Consider the following 20,843-nt stretch of genomic DNA (forward strand, 5'->3'; position numbering starts at 1 on the left):
ATTGGCGTGCCCTCAAGCGAATGGAACTCCCGCGCGTGCAGATTTTTGTTATAAATTTGTCACGGAGGATTTACCGCGCGTGAACATCATCGTAACAGCACCCCGGACGGACGGAACAGTGACGCAAACCGGTTTGAGCAATCTTCAGGTGGAAGTTGCGCATAAGATGCTGGCGCTTATCACCAAGGAGCGCTGGCAGATCGGTGATCGCATTTCCGATGCCGCGATTGCGCGCGAATTGCATGTCTCACGCTCGCCGGTCCGGCAGGTTTTGCATCTTCTGGTGGAGCGGGGGATCGTCGCGCAGGCACCGAACCGTGGTTATCTGTTGCAGCGTTTTCCGAAACAGGACGAGCTGTCGAACGAGATTTTGCCGCCGTCCGATTTCGAAGACCTCTATCACAGGCTGATGAGCGCGCGTGCTTCCGGTTCGATCGGCCTGGAAGTTTCTGAAGCAGCCCTCGCGGAACAGTTCGAAGTGACCCGTGGAACGGTGCGCCGCACATTGATGCGCTTTGCCGCCGAAGGACTGGCCGAGCGGCTTCCAGGCTACGGCTGGCGCTTTGCCGAAGCGCTCGACAATGAACATGCCGTCAATGAAAGCTATTCTTTCCGGGTGGTCATCGAATGCGGCGCGCTGACACAAGCTGATTACAGCCCGGTTCTCTCCGAGTTGCAGGAACTGCACCGCGAACAGCTTGAAATACTCGAACGCCCGATATCCGATTTTCCGGATGGGTTTTGGTTCGACGTCAATGCGAATTTCCATGAAACGCTGGTGTCATGGGCCAATAACCGGTTTCTCACCCAGGCTCTGCGCTGGCAGAACCATTTGCGGAGACTGACGGAATCCTGTGAGTTTGAGCGTATGGGCGAAGCGCGAATTCGTCAGGCCTGCGCGGACCATCTGGAAATTTTGCAGGCTATCGAGGCTGGGGATTTCGAATTTGCAGCCGCATTGCTGAAGCGGCATATCGCGCGTCCAGCTCACGATAGCGTTTGATTCCGCGCGGCATTTTTCAACGAATGAAATGGAAAAGGCCGGGATCCGAAGCGATCCCGGCCTTGTTCTTGGTTAGATTTTGGCGGCCTGCACAAAGCGCGGATCGAAAGTCTGCGCAAATGAAATATCCGCGCTGGAAAGCTCCGGATCGAGCGCCTTCAACATTTCATAGAGGCTCTTGAAGCCTTCTTCGGCAATCAGGCCCTTTTCGGAATACATGGCGCGGGATTTCTCAAAGCCGGTTTTGTAGAGTTCGCGGTCGCCAAGCAGATATTCCTCCGGCACGGCGTCGGCAACGTCGTCGGCGGATGCCTTGTGAATCCAGTCCAGCGACTTGACGAAGGCATTGACGACGCGCTGCGTGGTGATCGGGTTTGCGTCGATAAAGCTCTGCTGCACATAAACTGTCGCGGCCGGATTGGTGCCGCCGAACAGCTGTCGCGTGCCTTCTTCTGTGCGGGTGTCGATCAGCAGAGTGATATCGCCATCGACTTCGAGGCGGGTGATTACCGGATCGAGATGGACGAGAGCGGCGATTTCGCCTTTCTTGATGGCTGCAACCGCGCTTGCGCCGCCGCCAACGCCGATAATCGACGCGGCATCTTCCGACAGACCGTTCTTCATGAGTGCATATTGCAGGAACAGCGACGTGGAGGAGCCGGGCGCCGTAACGCCGACATTCTGGCCCTTCAGGTCGGCAATGGTCTTGATTTCGCCTGCGAGGTCCTTGCGCACGCCGATGCAGATGCCCGGGAAACGTCCAAGTTCGCAGACTGCCTTGATGTCCTGGCCCTTGTTCTGCATGCGGATCGTGTGTTCGTAAGCGCCCGTCACGACATCGACCGAACCACCGATCAGAGCCTGCAACGACTTCGCGCCGCCGCCAAAATCGTTGACCGTTGCCTTCAGGCCCTGTTCTTCAAAGAAGCCTTTGCGCTCGGCAATCGTTAGCGGCAGGTAGTAGAAAAGCGGCTTGCCGCCGACGCCGAACATCAGTTCGGGTTTTTCTGGCGTTGCCGATGCGTCCTGCGCATAGGCGGGCAGGCGGGAAGCAATGCCGGCCAGTCCAAGAGCTGCGGCGCCCAGCAGGGCGTCTCTGCGATTAATCTTCATGATTTTCCTCCTAGAGCATTTCCAGCAAAAGTGCGTAGCGGTTTTGCGTGGGATAATGCGTGAAAACAAATAGATAGAGCGGTTCCATGATTCCATTTTGACCGGAACCGCTCTCGTAAGCGCGACGCGCCGTTATGCGTTGTGGCTTGCGGCTTTGGGGCGCCAGACAAGCAGGCGCTCCTCGATGATGGTGACGCCCCAGTCGATGATCAGCACAAAGACGGTCAGCACGAGCATACCGGCGACAACGCCGGTCACGTCGAACACGCCTTCCGCCTGATGAATGAGGTAGCCAAGCCCCGCCGAAGAACCGAGATATTCGCCCACGACCGCACCCACGACGGCGAAGCCGACAGCGGTATGCAGGCTCGAAAACATCCATGACAAAGCCGAGGGCAGGTAGACGTTGCGCAACAATTGCCGCTCGTTCATGCCGAGCATGCGGGCATTGGACAGCACGGTCTGGTTCACTTCCTTCACGCCCTGATAGACGTTGAAGAAGACAATGAAGAACACCAGTGAAACGCCAAGCGCTACCTTGGACCAGATGCCGAGGCCAAGCCACAGCGCAAAAATCGGTGCCAGAACAACACGCGGCAGGGAGTTGGCGGCTTTCACATAGGGATCGAAAACAGCTGCCAATATGGGCTTGCGCGCAAACCAGAAGCCGATCAGGACACCCGCAATCGAGCCGATGGCAAAGGCGAGCATGGCTTCGAGCAGCGTGATGCCGAGGTGATACCAGATCGTGCCTTCGGCAAACCATTTATAGGTGCGCAAGGCGACATCGCCCGGTGTGGCGAAGAAGAATTTCGCCTTGGCGGGGTTGCCGAAAAGATGCGTGGCGGTGAAGACGTGCCACACGAGAATAACGGCAACAGCAATACTGAGCTGCGCCAGAAACAGCAATGGCTTTTTCATGAACGTCCTCCGGCGCGTTCTCCACTCGTCTGCTGGTAGCCCTTGAGGACTTCTTCCTTGAGCGCGCTCCAGATTTCCCGGTGGATTTCGTGAAACTGGTTGTCGAGGCGGATTTCGGAAATCTCGCGAGGGCGTTCGAGCGGAATGCGATATTCCGCCATGATACGCGCCCGCGGACCGGCAGACATGATGACAACGCGGTCGGCAAGCGCGATGGCTTCTTCGAGATCATGCGTGACGAACATGACCGCCTTCTTGTCCTGCGACCAAAGATCGAGCAGCAAATCGCCCATGATGACGCGGGTTTGCGCGTCCAGCGGGCCGAATGGCTCATCCATCAGCAGATATTTCGGATTGCGGATCAGCACCTGCGCCAGACCCACACGTTTGCGCTGGCCCCCGGAAAGCATATGCGGATAGCGGTCGCCGAAGCTTGCAAGCCCGACGCGGGCCAGCCATTCCTGCGCATGTCTGCGGGCTTCGGCCTTTGTTGAGCCCGCGATTTCAAGGCCGATGGCGACATTGTCGAGCACCGTCTTCCAGGGCATCAGCGCGTCCTGCTGGAAGAGATAACCCGCCTTGCGATTTAGCCCTTGCAGGCGCTGGCCGTTGATCTCGACAATACCCTGCGCAGGCGTCAGAAGACCGGCCACAGCATTCAGCAAGGTGGATTTACCGCATCCGGTTGGGCCGACAATGGCGACGAATTCGTTTTCCGCGACCTTGAGATTGCTTTCGGCAACCGCATCGAACCGACCGCCATCGGCCAGTTTGAACGAAATCTCTACATTCTTCAGCTCGATGGCCGTCTTGTCGGTTCCACCCGCCTGCGCGTGTTTTACTTCGGCGTTCATCGTCTTCTCTCCTTGGGAAGTCGACGAGGCGCCTTGCCGCAATATTGCATATAATCACTCCTCCGAAGGCGCACTTCAACGATGGGGGTTGGGCAAGACGGCCAGAATTCAGGGTCCTGCACGTCGCGAATGAAGCGCGCGAACGTTTAATTTCAGCCTTCCTATACCGCTCTTGCAACAAGGCGCAATGGAAAGCTGACCGCGCTTTGCATTATATCTACATAAATAAGTCTATACGAAATAATATTGCCGTCTGGCAATGTGCCGCAAATTGGCAGCGCATATCGCCTCTTTCGTCCGTCGAAGCGGGGCTTTAAAGTCCCAATTTAAAAAGCCGTCCGGCGATGTTGGGAGGAGCTAGGCGTGACGCTTCGATATCAGATTCTGGCTCTGGCCATTGTGCCGTTGATCGTCGCGATCCTGACGGTCACGGCCTTCATCACGTGGCAATCGGCCAATCTCGTGCAGAGCAGCATCGCGACTTTTGAGAAGAACATGCTGAAGGCGAAGGAGACCGAGCTTCTGAACCTCACCAATCTGGCTCTGTCAGCAATCCAGAAAATCTATGACGAGGCCGGTCCCGACGATACAGCGGCCATGCAGAAGGTGACGAGCATTCTCACCTCGCTCGATTACGGGCGGGACGGTTATTTCTTCGTTTATGACTATGACGGCAACAATGTCGTGCATCCGCGCCAGACCTTTCGTCCCGGTCAGAACTGGCTCAATCTGGTCGATCCTGATGGCGATCATGTCATTGCCAATCTGATCGACAAGGCAAAGCAGGGGGGCGGGCTGCACCAATATAAATGGGAAAAGCCGTCGAGCGGCGAAATGGCCGACAAGCTGTCCTTTGCGGTTGGGCTGGATAAGTGGAAATGGATGCTGGGAACCGGCGTTTATCTGGATGATGTTTATGCGCAGACGGCGGCGGCCAATGCCGATTTTCGCGCCAATATCCGCAACACGTTTCTGGTGGTCAGTCTCATCGCCGTGCCTGCCGTCATGCTGGTTTTCGCGACATGCATGTTGTTGAACATTCGCGAGCGGCGCATGGCGGACAGCAAGCTCAAGGAGCTTGCCCAGCGCATCATCGATACGCAGGAGGAGGAACGCGCCCGTCTGGCCCGCGAACTTCACGACGGCATTTCGCAGAATCTGGTGGGCGTGCGCTATGCCATCGATCTGGCCAGCCGTCAGGTGCATACGGGCAGCGACGGTGCGCCGAGGGCTATCGAGAAGGCATCGGATGTGCTGAACGGCGCGATCAAGGAGGTGCGGCGGCTTTCGCATGATCTGCGACCGCGTATTCTGGACGATCTGGGCATGACGGTGGCGCTGAAAGCGCTCTTCGAGCATTTCGCGGAGCGGACTGGTATCGAGACCCGCTTTGAGGCCGATACGCTGCGCGTCAATCTGAAACCGGAGCCCAGCACGGCGCTCTACCGGGTGGCGCAGGAAGCGCTGACCAACATCGAGCGCCATTCGGGCGCGAGCGCGGTCTCTGTGCGCCTTTGGGATTCGAACGGGCGCGTGACGATGACGGTGAGCGACAATGGCGATGGATTTGCCGGTCAGGATCTGAAAGGGGCGACATCGGGACTTGGCCTCAGAAATATGCAGGAACGCATGGCACATTTCGGCGGTGTGCTCTTGGTGGAAACCGGCAGCGATGGTACGCAGTTGACCGCGCGCCTGCCGCTTTCGGCAGTCGAAAGACCTATGACGAAGCCGTCCCTGATGAAACCGGAAGTCGCATGACGAAAGAATGCAAGATTCGCGTATTGCTGGTCGATAATCATCCGCTGGTTCTCGACGGCTTGCGCGCCGTGCTTGAAACCTATGACGACATTGAAATCGCGGGCGCGGCATCCAATGCGCGGCTGGCGCTGGATATGGCGCAGACCGCCAAGCCCGATGTCGTGCTGATGGATATCAATATGCCGCTTCTCAACGGTATCGATGCCATCGAGCTTTTCAAGCGGCAACTGCCGGGTACGCGCATTCTGATGCTCTCCATGCATGACAGTCGCGAATATATCTCGACCTCGATCATGCGCGGTGCTTCGGGCTATGTGCTGAAGGATGTTTCGACGAGTGAAATCGTCGCCGCCATCCATGCAGTCGCATCGGGCGGAACCTATTTTTCCTCCGGCGTTTCGGAAGCACTTCTCGACAATGCCGAGAAGAAGGCGGAAGGCCTGTCGTCGCGTGAAAACGATGTGCTGGTTCTGGTTGCCGAAGGTAGCAGCAATCGCGAGATTGCTTCCGCGCTCGGCATATCGGAAGCAACAGTCGAGACTCACCGCAAGAACATCAAGAAGAAACTCGGCATCGCCAGCACCGCCGGATTGACCCGTTATGCCATTGAAAACCGGCTTGGCTTTTCAGAAAGTTAGCCGCCGGAAGACGGGAAAGCTCTGCTTATTACCCACTAGTGGGTAATTGTGCTTTTGTTGCGACTATCGTCTGCTTGCGGGTGGATTCCCGCGCACTTATTCTCTTTTGCAAAACGGCTTGAGGAGGCCGAAACAAAAGGGGAGGAGCAATGTCAGTTTTGCTGGCGTTGTCGCGCGCTATTGACGCGGCCAATAATTTCATCGGAAAAGCAGTATCCTGGCTGATACTCGTGGCGGTGCTGATCAGCGCCATCAATGCGGTTTCGCGCAAGCTTTTCAATCTCAGTTCCAACGCATGGCTGGAAGCGCAGTGGTATCTGTTTTCAGCAGTTTTCCTGATCGCCGCCGGTTACACGCTGCTACACAGCGAGCATGTGAAGGTCGATCTGCTCTACAGCCGTTATTCGCGCCGCACCCAGCTGCTGGTCGAGATTTTCGGCACTATCGTCTTCCTGCTGCCCTTCTGCCTCATCACGATCTATCTTTCATGGCCCATTGTGGAAGCGAAGTTCGCCAGCGGTGAAACCTCCAACAATACAGGCGGGCTGGTTCTCTGGCCTGTCTGGACGCTGATCCCCATCGGTTTCGGACTCTTGGCGCTGCAAGGCCTGTCCGAACTCATCAAACGCATTGCCATTCTGCAAGGGCGTCTACCGGACACGGTGGCGGCTGAAGACGCAGAAGCCCAAGCGCTCTGAGGGGGACGGATATATGGTTGCTTTCTTCGCGGAAAATCTCGCGCCGCTGATGTTCCTCTCGCTGATCGTCGTGCTTTTGCTCGGCTATCCGGTGGCTTTTGCGCTTGCCTTTGTCGGGTTTGCCTTCGGTTTCGTCGGCATCGAAATGGGGCTTTTGCCGGTCAATCTGTTCGGGGCCATACCCGACCGCATCTTTGGCCAGATGTCGAACGAAACCCTGCTCGCCATTCCTTTCTTCACCTTCATGGGGTTGATATTGGAGCGAAGCGGCATGGCCGAAGACCTGCTCGACACGATCGGGCAGTTGTTCGGCCCCGTGCGCGGTGGCCTGGCCTTTGCGGTGATTATTGTCGGCGCACTTCTGGCGGCGACCACCGGCGTCGTTGCCGCTTCGGTGATTTCGATGGGCCTGATATCGCTGCCGATCATGCTGCGCTACGGCTATGATCGAAAAGTGGCCAGCGGCACTATTGCCGCTTCCGGCACATTGGCGCAGATCATTCCGCCGAGCCTCGTTCTGATCGTTCTCGCCGACCAGCTCGGTCGGTCGGTTGGGGATATGTATAAGGGCGCGCTCGTGCCGGGCCTGATGCTGGTCGGCTTTTATTGCGCCTACATCATCGGCATGTCGATCCTACGGCCTCAGACTGTTCCAGCCTTGCCGTTGCAGGCCCGCACCTTGAAGGGGTGGAAACTGGCGCAGCGCGTGGTGGTCTCGCTCGTGCCGCCGCTGGTGCTGATCTTCCTCGTTCTGGGCACGATCTTCATCGGCGTCGCTACGCCGACGGAGGGCGGCGCAATGGGCGCGGTCGGTGCGCTTCTGCTTGCGATCATCAATCGCCGCCTGAACATGAAGATGCTGACCTCGGCGCTTTACGCCACGGCGAAGCTTTCGTCTTTCGTCATTTTCATTCTGCTTGGCGCACGTGTGTTTTCGCTCACCTTCTACGGTGTCAACGGTCACGTCTGGGTTGAGCATCTGATGACGTCGATTCCCGGCGGCGAAGTCGGCTTCCTGATCGTCGCCAATATTCTCGTCTTCTTTCTGGCCTTCTTCCTCGATTATTTCGAGCTGGCCTTCATCATCATCCCGCTTCTGGCGCCGGTTGCCGACGCGCTCGGCATCGATCTCGTCTGGTTCGGCGTCATGCTGGCGGTAAACATGCAGACATCGTTCATGCATCCACCGTTCGGCTTCTCCCTGTTCTATCTGCGTTCGGTGGCGCCGTCGCGCGCCTATAAGGACAAGGTAACGGGAGCCACGATCCAACCGGTCACGTCGGGCCAGATCTATATGGGGTCAATCCCGTTCCTGCTGATCCAGCTGGTGATGGTCGCGATCATCATCGCGTTTCCCGGTATCGTTACCCATTACAAATCCGGCCATCCGGTCGCCGATCCGTCGACGATCCAGATCAACGTGCCGATGCCGGGTGCGGATGGCGGCAATCCGTTCGGCACTGCGCCCGCCCCATTCGGTGCGCCTTCGCCGTCCACGGACCCGCTGCCCGCCCCATCGTTCGGATCGCCGCAGCCAAGCTTCGGACAACCGGAAAAGCCAGCGCAGTAACCGAGGGGAGACCAGTTACCGCGCCGGTGATAAGTGAAACAGTTTTGGAGGAGGAAAACATGAAACAGGATTTGAACCGCCGTACATTTCTAACCAAGGGGGCGGCCATCGGAGCCGCCGCCGCCACAAGCGGTGCGGCGCTGGCCACACCGGCAATCGCAGATGAATTGCCGAACATACGCTGGCGTCTGACATCGGGCTTCCCAAACAATCTCGACACGATCTATGGCGGCGCGGTCTTTATGGCCAATGCTCTGTCGAAGATGACGGACGGCAAGTTCCAGATACAGGTGTTTCAGGCGGGCGAACTGGTGCCCGGTCCGCAGGCTATTGACGCGGTGCAGGCCAATACCGTCGAAATCGCCCATACCTGCGGCTATTATTTCACCGGCAAAAACCCGGCTTTCGCCATCGGCACCGCTATTCCCTTCGGCATGAACACGCGCCTGCAAAATGCATGGCTCTATCATGGCGGCGGCAATGAGCTTTATAACGAATTCCTTTCCGATTACGGCGTTGTCGGTATCGTCGGCGGCAACACCGCTGCACAGATGGGCGGCTGGTATCGCAAGGAAATCAAGAGCCTCGAAGACCTGAAAGGTTTGAAGATGCGCATTGCCGGTGTGGCTGGTGAAGTCATGTCGCGCCTTGGCGTCGTGCCGCAGCAACTGCCCGGCGGCGACATCTATCCGTCGCTGGAACGCGGAACCATCGATGCCGCCGAATGGGTCGGCCCGTATGACGATGAGAAGCTCGGCTTCTACCAGATCGCGCCTTACTACTACTATCCGGCGTTCTGGGAAGGTGGCGCTTCGGTGCATTTCTTCGTCAACAAGCAGCAATATGAAAGCCTGCCGGAAGCCTACAAGGTGGCGCTGAACACCGCCGCTCAGGCTGCAACGCAGAACATGATTTCGCTCTATGACGTGAAGAACACCGGTGCAATCCGCTCGCTGGTGTCGAAGGGCGTAAACTTGCGGCCTCTCCCGCGCGACGTGCTGGATGCCGCTTACAAGGTCACCTTCGATCTCTACGCTGAATATACCGAAAAGAACCCGGCCTGGGCGAAGATCTATCCGAGCTGGAAGAAATTCCGCGACGAGGGTTTCGAGTGGTTCCGCGTCGCTGAATATACCTATGACAGCTTTGTCTATGCCGCGCAGGCGGCGGGCAAATAGCGTAGCGTCAAGCCTGTTGAACTTAGAGAAGGGGTCGGTTTACCGTCCCCTTTTCCATTTGCGCATGTATGACAGTGCCCCGTGCTTGCCCCTCGCTGAACTATGCGCCTATATAACCCACCAGTTGGTACATTTTAAAAGGCGGCCAGACGATCACGATGGACAGCGCAGTCGAGCTTGCACAGGCCCGCGCGGGACGGAAAAACGATCCCGACAGCACCAGGGAAAACATCCTTGAGGTCGCGACCGAAGAATTCGTTCGGGCAGGTTTTTCCGGTGCGCGTGTTGATACGATTGCCGAGAAGACTAAGACGTCGAAGCGGATGCTCTATTATTATTTCGACAACAAGGAAGGGCTTTATCTGGCTGTGCTGGAGCGCGCCTATGCCAAGATAAGGGCGCTGGAAAACCGCCTTCAGCTTCAGGATTTCGAGCCGGAAGAAGCGATGCGGCGGTTGATCGAGGCCACATTCGATCATGACGACGCCAATCCCGATTTCGTGCAACTGGTCAGCATCGAGAACATCCATCGCGCCGAGCATCTGAAGAATTCCAGCGTTTTCCAGCGCACCAATTCCGGTGTGATCGGGATCATTGCCGAGATTCTGGCACGCGGGGAAACAAGCGGTGTATTCACCCGCAAGGTCGATCCGGTCGATCTGCATCAGATGATCAGCGCCGCCTGTTTTTTCCGGGTCGCCAACCGGCACACATTTGGCGCGCTTTTCGACCGGGACCTCATGGCCGATGAGTACCGAACGCGGCATCGTCAGCTTATCGCGGATATGATCCTGGCTTACCTGAAATCGTGAGGCTCAATAGCGGTTCCGGTTGAAACGGAATCGTTGGACCGTTCTAGATAGTTGTTTTCACGTATTATCCGACGCCAAACCGCTACGCACTTTTGCTGGAAATGCTCAAAGCACATTCAATTCGGTGTGCATTGCAAAAATAGTCGCCATGTCCGATTGACGTTACTAACCAGTTCGTACATTTTCAAAAACAAGAAACCTGCCGTGCGAAAATGGCGGGACGATAGGGGTGGAGTTTAAATTCCGTGACGGAAACAGTGACGCGGTCGGTTCGCGTGGGCTTGATTGGCAGCGGCATCGGTGCCTCTCGCACTCCAGCCATGCATATGCATGAAGGGCGCATGAACGGCATCGATTACCGCTATGACCGATTCGATCTTTCGGTGCTGGGCGTGGGCGTTGAGGCTTTGCCGCAGCTGATGGATCAGGCGGAGAAAGACGGGTTTGCAGGGCTCAACATCACCTATCCCTGCAAACAGGCGGCGATTCAGTTTGTCGATGAATTGTCGCCCGATGCGGCGGCACTCGGCTCGATTAATACGGTGACATTCAAAAACGGTCGCAGAACCGGCTATAACACCGACTGGTGGGGCTTTTCGCAGGGCTTCCGGCGCGCTTTGCCCGATGCCCCGGTCGACAATGCAGTATTGATCGGTGCCGGTGGTGCGGGTGTTGCGGTTGCGCATGCATTGGCGACAATGGGCGCGCGAAACGTGCAGGTTTTCGATTTGGATGCCGCCCGAACCGAAGCGCTGATTGCGCAACTGGCGCCGAGGCATGAGGCTTGCCGGTTTGTATCAGGCGGGGATATCGCCGCCGCGCTGGAAGTTACCGATGGGCTGGCCCATGCCACGCCGACCGGAATGGCCAAGCACCCCGGCGTGCCTTTGGATACGGGTCTGCTGACGCCACGGCATTGGGTGGCGGATATTGTTTATTTCCCGCTTCAGACGCAGCTTCTGGTCGAAGCGGCAAAGCGCGGATGCAGCATCGTCAACGGCGGCGGCATGGCCGTTTTTCAGGCGGTCGGCGCGTTTGAATTGTTCACGGGTCTGACACCCAATGTCGATCGCATGATCGAGCATTTCGGCACTCTCGGCGAGGGCGGCGGTATCTAACGAAACGGCCCGCATGAAGCGGGCCGTTTTTGTTTGCGTAGCGCTTACTCCGCTGGCTCCAGCTGCGGCATCGCATCGGTGATGGCGGGGGTGCCAGCCAATGCGGCGGCAAGCTTGTCCTGATCCAGCTCGTTTTCCCAGCGCGCAACAACGATGGTGGCGACTGCATTGCCAACGAGATTGGTCAGGGCGCGGCATTCCGACATGAAACGGTCGATGCCGAGGATGAGCGCCATACCGGCCACAGGCACAGCCGGGACGACCGACAAGGTCGCGGCCAGCGTGATGAAGCCCGCGCCGGTTATGCCAGCGGCACCCTTGGAGCTGAGCATGGCCACCAGCAGGAGCAGAATCTGGTCGCTCAACGACAGCGGAATATCTGTCGCCTGCGCGATGAAGAGGGCAGCAAGCGTCATATAGATATTGGTGCCATCGAGATTGAACGAATAGCCGGTGGGAATGACGAGGCCGACAACCGAGCGTTTGCAACCTGCCTTTTCCATCTTGTTCATCAGGGCAGGCAGAGCCGCTTCCGATGAGGAGGTGCCCAGCACGAGCAGCAACTCTTCCTTGATGTAACGGATCAGAGCGAGAATGGAGAAGCCGTTATAGCGCGCCACCGCACCCAGAACGACGAGCACAAAAAGCAGCGAGGTGAGGTAGAAGGTGCCGATCAGCATGGCGAGATTGGCGATGGAACCAATGCCATATTTGCCGATGGTGAAGGCCATCGCGCCGAAAGCGCCGATGGGTGCGGCTTTCATTAGGATCGACACCAGCTTGAAAACCGGTGCGGTCAGCACATGCAGGAAGTCGGTGACCGGCTTGCCGCGGTCGCCCACAAGCGCAAGCGAAATACCGAACAGGACCGAGAAGAACAGCACCTGCAGAATGTCACCTTCCGCAAAAGCGCCGACAATCGTCGTCGGGATGATGTTGCTGAGGAAGCCAGTAATGCTCTGCTCATGCGCCTTGGTGGCGTAGTCGGCCACGGCCTTTGGGTCGAGAGAGGCTGGGTCGATATGCATGCCAGCGCCCGGCTGCACGACATTGGCCACGACGAGACCGATAATCAGCGCCAGCGTGGAGAAGGTGAGGAAGTAGATCATCGCCTTGCCAGCAACGCGCCCCACCTTCTTCATGTCGGTCATGCCAGCAATGCCGGTCGCGACCGTCAGGAAGATGACGGGCGCGATGATCATCTTCACCAGCTTGATGAAGGCGTCGCCCAGCGGCTTCAGCTGCGTGCCAAGTTCGGGATAGAAATGGCCGAGCGTGATACCGGCGGCAATCGCCACCAGTACCTGAAAATAGAGATGCTTATAAAGCGGGATGCGGCCGCGCGGCTCATCCGCCGTGCCAGTCGGAACTGCAATCATTGTGTCCTCCATTTGGCTCAGTCTGGATCGCGTCCAGCCTCCCGAGCCTTTCAGTCCTGGATTTCAGCGGCGCTCAACCGCTGTTGGAGGTTCTAATTGCAATGTCCGTGCCAAGTTTGTGAGCGCGTACTTATCCGATTGAAAACTATGGATATTATACCATGGGCAGGGGTAGCGTTACTCAGTATTGTGCGAATTTTTACACATTCTTCTTTTCAATTTGTGCGAAATATCGCACATTGATTTGATGAACAAGTTGGTGTCCCCAATCATTGATGAAGCGGATCTGCGAGCCGCCAATCGCCGGGCCTGGGCTCTGTTTGCGCTCATCTGCGCCGTGTTCTTCGCGCTGGCATTCTGGCTGGTTGGCAACACGGCGCATGAGCGCGCCGTCGAGGACTTGAGCGAGCAGACGCGCATTGATGCCAATCTGAATACAGCGCTGCTGCGCGCTGTTCTCGACAAGCAACGCGCCTTGTCGCTTGTGCTTTCAAAGGATCGGGAGCTGGCGTCGGCACTTCTGGACAAGACGGTGGCGACGATAGACCCCGCAAACCGAAAGCTGGAGACGCTCGCGGATGGCACGCAGGCGGCGGTGATCTATCTGGTGGGGATGGACGGGATCGCGATTGCGGCCAGCAACTGGCGCGAGCGGGACAGCTTTGTCGGCAATGATTACAAGTTCCGGCCCTATTTTCGGGATGCCCTGACCAATGGCGGCGACGAATATTTTGCGCTCGGCAATGTGAGTTTCCGCCCCGGCCTTTATATCTCGCGGCGCGTCGATGGGTCTTCGGGCCCGCTCGGCGTCATCGTCGTCAAACTGGAATTCGACGATCTGGAGCAGGACTGGCGCAATGCGGGCCGTCCGACTTTCGTGACCGACGAACGCAACATCGCGCTGATAACCAGCCTTCCGTCCTGGCGCTTCATGACCATAGGCCGCATCGGTTTGGAACAGTCTCAATCTATTCGTGACAGTCTGCAATTCGGCGATGTGCCGCTGCAACCCTTGCCGCTATCTATGAAGGCGGTGGGCGAGGGCGATGTGCTTTTGATGAATGCGCAAATGCCCGGCGAGGGGCGCAGCACGCAGTTTCTGGCTATTCATTCCACGGTGCCGTCCACGCCCTGGCAGATGTACAGCATGGCGCCGACAAAGCCGCAGATTCCAGGCGCGGTGCGCGAGGCGCGGCTGATTGCCTTCATCATTCTGGCGGCCATTGCGACCATCGCCGGGATGTTGTTGCGCAGGCGGCAGAAGGTGGTGGCGCGCATCGCAGCGGCAGCGCGCACGCAACAGGAACTGGAGCAACGCGTAGAAGAACGCACCCGCGATCTCAGTCTTGCGCGAGACCGGCTGGAAGCTGAAATCAGCGACCACCATCGCACGGAATCCATGTTGCAGGGCGTGCAGCAGGATCTCGTCCACGCTAACCGTCTCGCCATTATGGGGCAAGTGGCGGCGGGTGTTGCGCATGAGATCAATCAGCCGGTCGCGACGATAAGGGCCTATGCGGACAATGCGAAGACGTTCATCGAACGAAAGCGGCTGGAGGCCGCAACCGAGAATCTCGATGAAATCGCCGCGCTGACCGATCGTATCGGCACTATCACCGGCGACCTGAAGGCCCTTGCCCGCAAGGGACGTTCACCTTCGGAGCCGACACCGCTCAGTCAGGTCATATCGGGCGCGCTTGTGCTGCTGCGCAGCCGTTTTTCCGGTCGGATGGATCAACTGGATATCGAATTGCCGCCGCCCGATCTGCGCGTTGTCGGACATTCGCTTCGGCTGGAACAGGTGCTCATCAATCTGTTCCAGAACGCGCTGGAGGCGGTGGAACTCAAAGGCAATGACGGACGCATCGAAGTGCGCGCAACAGAACAGCGCGAGACGGTGCTGGTCACCGTGTCCGATAACGGACCGGGCATGCCGCAGCATATTCGCGACAACCTGTTTTCGCCCTTCAATACATCGAAGGAAAAGGGCCTCGGCCTTGGTCTGGTGATCGTCAAGGAAATCGTCACCGATTATGGCGGAACCATATCTGCGGAAAGCAGTGCCGACGGCACAGTCTTCCGCGTCGAATTGAGAAAAGCATGATGAACCCTCCTCACTCCGTTATCCTGGTCGATGATGACAGGGCATTGCGCCGCGCCACCCGGCAGACACTGGAGCTTGCCGGTTTTTCCGTCGCCGATTATGGCAGTGCCGTGGACGCGCTGGCCGATGTGACGGCGGATTTTGACGGCGTGATCGTATCCGACGTGCGGATGCCGCAGATTGATGGGCTGCAATTTTTTACGCGGATCAAGGGCATCGATCCCGATCTGCCGGTGATCCTCATCACCGGTCATGGTGATATTCCGATGGCGGTTCAGGCCATTCAGGATGGCGCCTATGATTTTATAGCCAAGCCTTTTGCTGCGGACCGGCTGGTGCACAGCATTCGACGCGCCGGTGAAAAGCGCCAGCTTGTGCTTGAAAACCGCGCCTTGCGCGCCGCTGCAATCGACGCCGAAGGCGATCTGCCGCTGATCGGCCAGACGTCCGTGATGGAAAACCTGCGCCGCACACTGCGCGATATTGCGGATACAGACGTGGATGTGCTGGTAGCGGGCGAAACCGGCAGCGGCAAGGAGGTCGTGGCACAACTGCTGCACAATTGGAGCCGCCGTCGCAAAGGCAATTTCGTTGCGCTCAATTGCGGCGCGCTGCCGGAAACTGTGATTGAAAGCGAATTGTTCGGCCATGAGGCGGGTGCCTTCACCGGCGCGCAGAAAAAGCGGCTGGGACGCATCGAACATGCAAGCGGCGGCACGCTGTTTCTCGACGAGATTGAAAGCATGCCAGCCGCAACGCAGGTAAAACTGCTGCGCGTGCTGGAAATGCGGGAGATTACCCCGCTCGGTACCAATGAAATCCGCCCGGTCGATTTGCGCGTGGTGGCTGCCGCGAAGATCGATCTCGGCGATCCGGCGCAGCGCGGCGATTTTCGTGAAGACCTTTACTATCGGCTCAATGTTGTGACGCTATCGATACCGCCGCTGCGGGAGCGCCGCGAGGACATTCCGCTGCTTTTTGCGCATTTTTTGACGCGCGCGGCAAAGCGCTTCAATCGCGATGTACCGGTGGTTGACGCCGCCACGCATCGCCATCTGATGAGCCATGTCTGGCCGGGCAATGTGCGTGAACTGGCGCATTTTGCTGACCGGGTGGCGCTTGGCGTCTCATCTTCCAATGGCGTGGGCCGTTCCGTGGCGGATGATCAGGAACCTTTGCCGAAACGTCTGGAGCGTTATGAAGAAACGCTGATCCGCGAAACGCTTGCCGCTCATAGCGGCAATGTGCAGGAAACGATCAAGGCGCTCGGCATTCCGCGCAAGACCTTTTACGACAAGATGCAACGTCACGGCATTACCCGCGCTGATTATCGAGCCAATGACTGACGTCAGAGCGCGTTTCGATCCGATTGTATCAGATCGGCACTCTAACTGTTTGTTTTAACACACATCTTATCCGAAAACCGTTTCACACTTTTCGGGATGTGCTCTAAAATGAAGGAGAGCGGGTTCCTCCCCAAGAACCCGCTCTCCAGATGCATCGCCCCCCGCTTCGGTGCGATGCTTGTTTTGTCGGCCTAACTATTAGCTGTCTATATTTTTCTTGCAAGCAAAACGTTACACAGTTTTGCGGGAATTGCCGCCGGTCAATTCTTGCCGGACAAGGCGCTTTCCAGAAGCTTCAGCGCGCCTTCCTTGGTAAGCTCAATCGGGTTGCCGCCAGCCGTCGGATCAACGATTGCCATCTCTGCAATCAGGTCCTTGCGAGCGCTGTCCATCTCCAGCCCTTTGATGAATTCCGGCAATGTGTCCGGCACGCCGAGGTCCTTGCGCAGTTTCATGATGGCAGCGACGAAGCCGTCGAAACCGCCCTTGATACCGAGATAATCCGCAAGGCGTTCAATCCGCTTTTCGATAGCGGCGCGGTTATGATGCAGCACATAGGGCATGAAAACGGCGTTGGTCATGCCGTGATGGGTGTCGTAGAGCGCGCCAATCGGGTGCGACAGCGAATGGATCGCGCCGAGCCCTTTCTGAAAAGCGGTTGCGCCCATCGCGGCTGCGGCCATCATATTGGCGCGGGCTTCAATGTCGTTGCCGTTGGCATAGGCCCGGGGCAGATTTTCGAACACAAGGCGGATACCTTCGAGAGCGATGCCATCCGCCATCGGGTGAAAGCCCGGCGCGCAATAAGCTTCAAGACAATGTGCCAGTGCATCCATGCCGGTGCCGGCAGTGATGAAAGGCGGCATGCCGGTGGAAAGTTCGGGATCAGCAATGACCGTGACCGGGAGCATTTTCGGGTGGAAAATGACCTTTTTCGTGTGCGTCGCTTCATTAGTCAACACGCCCGCGCGGCCCACTTCCGAGCCGGTTCCAGCGGTGGTTGGCACGGCAATCACCGGCGCGATGGCGTTGCTGTCGGCGCGGGTCCACCAGTCGCCAATATCCTCAAAATCCCAGACCGGGCGCGTCTGGCCCGCCTGAAAGGCGATCAGCTTGCCAAGGTCGAGCGCAGAACCGCCACCAAAGGCGATGACGCCATCATGTTTGCCGTCCTGAAAAACCTTGACGCCCGCATAGAGATTGCTTTCGACCGGGTTAGGCTTCACATCGGAAAAGACGCCATATTGCACACCTGCCGCATCGAGAACGGCCAGCGTGGAAGCAACCACGGGAAGTTTCGCGAGACCCGGATCTGTGACGAAAAGCGGGCGCGCGATACCTGCCGCCTTCAGAACAGCAGGCAGTTCCTTGATGCGCCCCGGCCCGAAAAGAACGGTGGTCGGGAAGTTCCATTTAGCGGTCAGTGTCGTCATATCGATTGCTTTCAAAGTAGGGCAGAACAGGGATCAGATCAGATTTTTTCACGTAGGTGGAAGGATTTAGGCCGGGTCAGATTGCCGTATCCGATGGGCGAAAGGGAAGCGCCTTTGCCGGTATCCTTAACGCCGGTCCAGACAAGGCCCGGATCGAGATAGTCGCAGCGATTCATGAAAACAGTGCCGGTTTCGATGCGGTCGCCGAGCGTTGCCGCGCGGTCAGTGTCCGTCGTCCATAGCGAAGCGGTGAGGCCATAAATGCTGTCATTCATCAAAGCGAGCGCTTCCTGATCGTTGCGTACCTTCATGATGCCGACGATGGGGCCGAAACTTTCCTCGCGCATGACGCTCATCTGGTGATCGACATGGGTGAGTACTTCCGGCGCGATATAGGGTGAGCCGGCGACGTCATTTTCAACTTTCATGTTCACATGCGCCTTGGCACCCTTGCGCAGCGCTTCGGCCTTCTGCTCGCGGATAAGATCGGCAAAACGCGCCTGCGCCATGGGGCCGAGCGTTGTACCAGCGTCCAGCGGGTTGCCGACGACATATTGGCGGGTCAGATCGATGAAACCGTCCACGAAACGATCATAGACATCTTCATGCACATAGATGCGCTCGATGCCGCAGCAGCACTGGCCCGAATTGAAGAAGGCACCGTCCACCAGATTGGCGACCGCATGATCGAGATTGACGTCCGGCAGGACATAGGCCGGGTCTTTGCCGCCAAGCTCCAGCCCCATGGTCATGAAGGTGCCTGCGGCAGCCTTTTCAATCGCCCGTCCGCCGCCGACCGACCCCGTGAAATTCACATGATCGACCGTGCCGGAAGCCAGCAGTTTTTCGGTGGAGGCATGATCCAGAACCACATTCTGGAAAACACCCTTGGGAAGCCCCGCCTTCTCAAAGGCTTGGGCGAAGCGCTCGCCCGCCAGAAGCGTCTGCGTCGCATGTTTCAGGATGACGCTATTGCCCGCCATCAGGGCTGGGATGATGGTGTTGACGGCAGTAAGATACGGATAGTTCCACGGCGCGATCACCAGCACGACGCCAAGCGGCACATGTTTGACATAGCGGCGGAAACCGTCCTTTGGCGCGGGGAGATAAGGTTCCAGCGCTTCCGCGGCAATATCGATCATATACTGACCGCGCTCCTGCACGCCGCCATTTTCGCCGCCATAGCGAGTCGGGCGACCCATCTGCCAGGCAATCTCCGGCACGATTTCGTCCTGCATGGCGGCAAGCGCTGCAAGCGCGGCACGGCAATAGCGCGCCCGCTCCGCAATGCTCAGTTCAGCCCAGGCGGCTTGTGCCGTTCGCGCCGCCGCAACGGTGGACTGAATGGCGGCTTCGCTCAAAAAAGGGCGCTCGGCATAGACCGAACCGTCGATAGGCGAGATGATTTTCGCAGTGCCGCTCATTGGGCAGGTCCTTCATAGCTCATTCTGGATATCCATGGACGGTCAGTAGCGCTCGAAACCGCGATGCAATTCCCAATCGGTGACGCGGCGGTCATATTCGATCTGCTCCCAATGGGCGGTGTGGACATAATGGCTGACCACCTCCTCACCGAGTGCTTCCTTCAGGAAAGACGAGTTCTTAAGCGCAAGCGCTGCTTCGCGCAGCGTGTAGGGAATTTCCTTCAGCTTCACCGCGCCATAGGCATCGCCGACAAAAGGTTCTTCCAGTTCAAGCTTCTCATCGATCCCTTGAAGACCAGCAGCGATCAATGCCGCAAAGGCGAGATAAGGATTGAGATCGGCCCCGCCGATGCGGCACTCGATGCGAATGCCCTTGGTGCCTGCACCACAAAGCCGGAAACCTGCGGTGCGGTTGTCCTCGCTCCACATGATCTTGGTGGGCGCGAATGTGCCCGCCTGAAAGCGCTTATAGGAATTGATGTAGGGCGCGAGGAAATAGGTGTAGTCGGTTGCATATTTCAGCTGTCCGGCCACCCATGACCGCATCAGCGGAGTCATCGTATGTGGCGCCTTCGGGTCAAAGAACAGCGATTCCTTGCCGTCAGCGCTCCAGATCGAATTGTGCACATGGCTGGAACTGCCAGCCTTGCTGTAATCATACTTCGCCATGAAGGTGATGCATTTGCCATGCTGCTCGGCAATGTCCTTCATCGCCGTTTTCATGATCACATGCCGGTCAGCCATTTCCAGCGCTTCGGCATAGCGCACATTCAGCTCTTCCTGACCCGGACCCCATTCGCCTTTCGAATTCTCAACCGGAATTCCGGCTGCGGCCAGTTGATTGCGCATGGCGCGCAGGACCGGTTCTTCCTTGGTGGTGAGGTGGATCACATAGTCCTGCACATAGGGCGAGGCCGTTTCCATGGCCTGCCAGTGCTTGTTGCGGGCGGTCTTGTAGGTCTCGTCGAAGAGATAGAATTCCAGCTCGGAGGCAAAATAAGCGCGATAGCCGCGCTCTTGCAGGCGGGTGAGCTGCTTCTTCAAAATAGCGCGCGGCGAATGGGCGAGATCGTCATGGTGATGGTCCTGCACGTCGCAAAGAACGAGGGCGGTCTTTTCCAGCCATGGCGCAAGCCGGATGGTGGAAAGATCGGGTTTCATGACGAAGTCGCCATAACCCTTGTCCCAACCGGCGGCTTCATAGCCGGGCACCGGTTCCATGTCGATATCGTCGGCGAGGAGATAGTTGCAGCCATGCGTTTCGTCATAGGCGGATTCCACGAAGAACGGCGCATAGAAACGCTTGCCGATCAGGCGTCCCTGCATATCCACGATGCAGGCCAGAATGGTGTCGATCTCTCCGGCGGAAACGGCTGTTTTCAGCGCGTCGAAAGTCAATTGTCCGGCCATTTATATGCCTGCTCCTCAAAGCATGAAAGGATAGACCGGGATCGGAGACTTTCCCGTAAGCCTCCGATCCCTCGCTGGTTC

Annotated in this window: 17 protein-coding genes; 10 read left to right on the forward strand and 7 right to left on the reverse strand. The window is 57.7% G+C overall.

What is annotated here, in order from left to right:
- Window positions 1–79 precede the first annotated feature (79 nt).
- Window positions 80–1,003: a GntR family transcriptional regulator gene (locus ABWW11_RS16440; RefSeq protein WP_235858952.1), complete on the forward strand. Its 924-nt coding sequence runs from the start codon at window positions 80–82 to the stop codon at window positions 1,001–1,003.
- A 72-nt stretch (window positions 1,004–1,075) separates the two neighbouring features.
- Here ABWW11_RS16440 and ABWW11_RS16445 read toward each other — a convergent pair whose 3' ends face one another.
- The 3 genes from ABWW11_RS16445 to ABWW11_RS16455 form a co-directional block, all read right to left on the reverse strand.
- Window positions 1,076–2,116, reverse strand: coding sequence for an ABC transporter substrate-binding protein (locus ABWW11_RS16445; protein WP_109367157.1), 1,041 nt, complete (start codon window positions 2,114–2,116; stop codon window positions 1,076–1,078).
- A gap of 132 nt (window positions 2,117–2,248) precedes the next feature.
- Window positions 2,249–3,037: an ABC transporter permease gene (locus ABWW11_RS16450; RefSeq protein WP_124915840.1), complete on the reverse strand. Its 789-nt coding sequence runs from the start codon at window positions 3,035–3,037 to the stop codon at window positions 2,249–2,251.
- Window positions 3,034–3,891 (reverse strand): ABC transporter ATP-binding protein, encoded by an 858-nt coding sequence (locus tag ABWW11_RS16455; RefSeq protein WP_109367159.1) that lies wholly within the window; start codon window positions 3,889–3,891, stop codon window positions 3,034–3,036. The genes ABWW11_RS16450 and ABWW11_RS16455 overlap by 4 nt, the downstream gene beginning before the upstream one ends.
- A gap of 363 nt (window positions 3,892–4,254) precedes the next feature.
- On the opposite strand from ABWW11_RS16455, the gene mctS reads away from it, so the two are divergent.
- The 7 genes from mctS to ABWW11_RS16490 all read left to right on the forward strand — a co-directional run bounded on the left by mctS (window position 4,255) and on the right by ABWW11_RS16490 (window position 11,666).
- Complete coding sequence (gene mctS, locus ABWW11_RS16460; RefSeq protein ID WP_109367160.1) at window positions 4,255–5,652, forward strand: two-component system sensor histidine kinase MctS; 1,398 nt, start codon at window positions 4,255–4,257, stop codon at window positions 5,650–5,652.
- Entirely contained in the window at window positions 5,649–6,290 is a 642-nt protein-coding gene (gene mctR / locus ABWW11_RS16465) for a two-component system response regulator MctR (RefSeq protein WP_109367161.1), read from the forward strand. The genes mctS and mctR overlap by 4 nt, the downstream gene beginning before the upstream one ends.
- A gap of 149 nt (window positions 6,291–6,439) precedes the next feature.
- Complete coding sequence (locus ABWW11_RS16470; RefSeq protein ID WP_109367162.1) at window positions 6,440–6,988, forward strand: TRAP transporter small permease subunit; 549 nt, start codon at window positions 6,440–6,442, stop codon at window positions 6,986–6,988.
- Between the two features lie 13 nt (window positions 6,989–7,001).
- Window positions 7,002–8,558: a TRAP transporter large permease gene (locus ABWW11_RS16475; protein ID WP_109367163.1), complete on the forward strand. Its 1,557-nt coding sequence runs from the start codon at window positions 7,002–7,004 to the stop codon at window positions 8,556–8,558.
- 59 nt (window positions 8,559–8,617) lie between these two features.
- Complete coding sequence (locus ABWW11_RS16480; protein ID WP_319080681.1) at window positions 8,618–9,736, forward strand: TRAP transporter substrate-binding protein; 1,119 nt, start codon at window positions 8,618–8,620, stop codon at window positions 9,734–9,736.
- A 158-nt stretch (window positions 9,737–9,894) separates the two neighbouring features.
- Window positions 9,895–10,548, forward strand: coding sequence for a TetR/AcrR family transcriptional regulator (locus ABWW11_RS16485; RefSeq protein WP_109367165.1), 654 nt, complete (start codon window positions 9,895–9,897; stop codon window positions 10,546–10,548).
- Between the two features lie 245 nt (window positions 10,549–10,793).
- Window positions 10,794–11,666: a shikimate dehydrogenase gene (locus tag ABWW11_RS16490; protein ID WP_109367166.1), complete on the forward strand. Its 873-nt coding sequence runs from the start codon at window positions 10,794–10,796 to the stop codon at window positions 11,664–11,666.
- Between the two features lie 44 nt (window positions 11,667–11,710).
- Here ABWW11_RS16490 and ABWW11_RS16495 read toward each other — a convergent pair whose 3' ends face one another.
- A complete protein-coding gene (locus tag ABWW11_RS16495; protein WP_109367167.1) occupies window positions 11,711–13,045 on the reverse strand; it encodes a dicarboxylate/amino acid:cation symporter in 1,335 nt (444 codons plus the stop codon).
- Window positions 13,046–13,292: 247 nt separating this feature from the next.
- Between ABWW11_RS16495 and ABWW11_RS16500 the strand changes: the two genes are divergently transcribed.
- Entirely contained in the window at window positions 13,293–15,149 is a 1,857-nt protein-coding gene (locus ABWW11_RS16500) for a sensor histidine kinase (RefSeq protein ID WP_109367168.1), read from the forward strand.
- The gene (locus ABWW11_RS16505) at window positions 15,149–16,495 is read left to right on the forward strand and encodes a sigma-54-dependent transcriptional regulator (protein ID WP_109367967.1); all 1,347 of its coding nucleotides are present in this window, start codon (window positions 15,149–15,151) and stop codon (window positions 16,493–16,495) included. Before ABWW11_RS16500 ends, ABWW11_RS16505 begins: the two co-directional genes overlap by 1 nt.
- Window positions 16,496–16,755: 260 nt before the next feature.
- Here ABWW11_RS16505 and ABWW11_RS16510 read toward each other — a convergent pair whose 3' ends face one another.
- The 3 genes from ABWW11_RS16510 to ABWW11_RS16520 are packed head-to-tail and all read right to left on the reverse strand — an operon-like array spanning window position 16,756 to window position 20,762.
- Entirely contained in the window at window positions 16,756–17,928 is a 1,173-nt protein-coding gene (locus ABWW11_RS16510) for an iron-containing alcohol dehydrogenase (protein WP_109367968.1), read from the reverse strand.
- Window positions 17,929–17,966: 38 nt separating this feature from the next.
- A complete protein-coding gene (locus ABWW11_RS16515; protein ID WP_109367169.1) occupies window positions 17,967–19,352 on the reverse strand; it encodes an aldehyde dehydrogenase family protein in 1,386 nt (461 codons plus the stop codon).
- A gap of 42 nt (window positions 19,353–19,394) precedes the next feature.
- Window positions 19,395–20,762, reverse strand: coding sequence for a glutamine synthetase family protein (locus tag ABWW11_RS16520; protein ID WP_109367170.1), 1,368 nt, complete (start codon window positions 20,760–20,762; stop codon window positions 19,395–19,397).
- Window positions 20,763–20,843: the final 81 nt, after the last annotated feature.

This window comes from Brucella sp. NBRC 113783, from assembly GCF_040372265.1.
Classification (GTDB): Bacteria; Pseudomonadota; Alphaproteobacteria; order Rhizobiales; family Rhizobiaceae; genus Brucella; species Brucella teleogrylli.

Excerpts from the sequence above, each read along its gene's own strand:
- ABWW11_RS16445 (WP_109367157.1), bottom strand. The coding sequence starts at position 2,116 with ATGAAGATTAATCGCAGAGACGCCCTGCTGGGCGCCGCAGCTCTTGGA.
- ABWW11_RS16450 (WP_124915840.1), bottom strand. The coding sequence starts at position 3,037 with ATGAAAAAGCCATTGCTGTTTCTGGCGCAGCTCAGTATTGCTGTTGCC.
- ABWW11_RS16455 (WP_109367159.1), bottom strand. The coding sequence starts at position 3,891 with ATGAACGCCGAAGTAAAACACGCGCAGGCGGGTGGAACCGACAAGACG.
- mctR (WP_109367161.1), top strand. The coding sequence starts at position 5,649 with ATGACGAAAGAATGCAAGATTCGCGTATTGCTGGTCGATAATCATCCG.
- ABWW11_RS16470 (WP_109367162.1), top strand. The coding sequence starts at position 6,440 with ATGTCAGTTTTGCTGGCGTTGTCGCGCGCTATTGACGCGGCCAATAAT.
- ABWW11_RS16475 (WP_109367163.1), top strand. The coding sequence starts at position 7,002 with ATGGTTGCTTTCTTCGCGGAAAATCTCGCGCCGCTGATGTTCCTCTCG.
- ABWW11_RS16480 (WP_319080681.1), top strand. The coding sequence starts at position 8,618 with ATGAAACAGGATTTGAACCGCCGTACATTTCTAACCAAGGGGGCGGCC.
- ABWW11_RS16485 (WP_109367165.1), top strand. The coding sequence starts at position 9,895 with ATGGACAGCGCAGTCGAGCTTGCACAGGCCCGCGCGGGACGGAAAAAC.
- ABWW11_RS16495 (WP_109367167.1), bottom strand. The coding sequence starts at position 13,045 with ATGATTGCAGTTCCGACTGGCACGGCGGATGAGCCGCGCGGCCGCATC.
- ABWW11_RS16500 (WP_109367168.1), top strand. The coding sequence starts at position 13,293 with ATGAACAAGTTGGTGTCCCCAATCATTGATGAAGCGGATCTGCGAGCC.
- ABWW11_RS16505 (WP_109367967.1), top strand. The coding sequence starts at position 15,149 with ATGAACCCTCCTCACTCCGTTATCCTGGTCGATGATGACAGGGCATTG.
- ABWW11_RS16510 (WP_109367968.1), bottom strand. The coding sequence starts at position 17,928 with ATGACGACACTGACCGCTAAATGGAACTTCCCGACCACCGTTCTTTTC.
- ABWW11_RS16515 (WP_109367169.1), bottom strand. The coding sequence starts at position 19,352 with ATGAGCGGCACTGCGAAAATCATCTCGCCTATCGACGGTTCGGTCTAT.
- ABWW11_RS16520 (WP_109367170.1), bottom strand. The coding sequence starts at position 20,762 with ATGGCCGGACAATTGACTTTCGACGCGCTGAAAACAGCCGTTTCCGCC.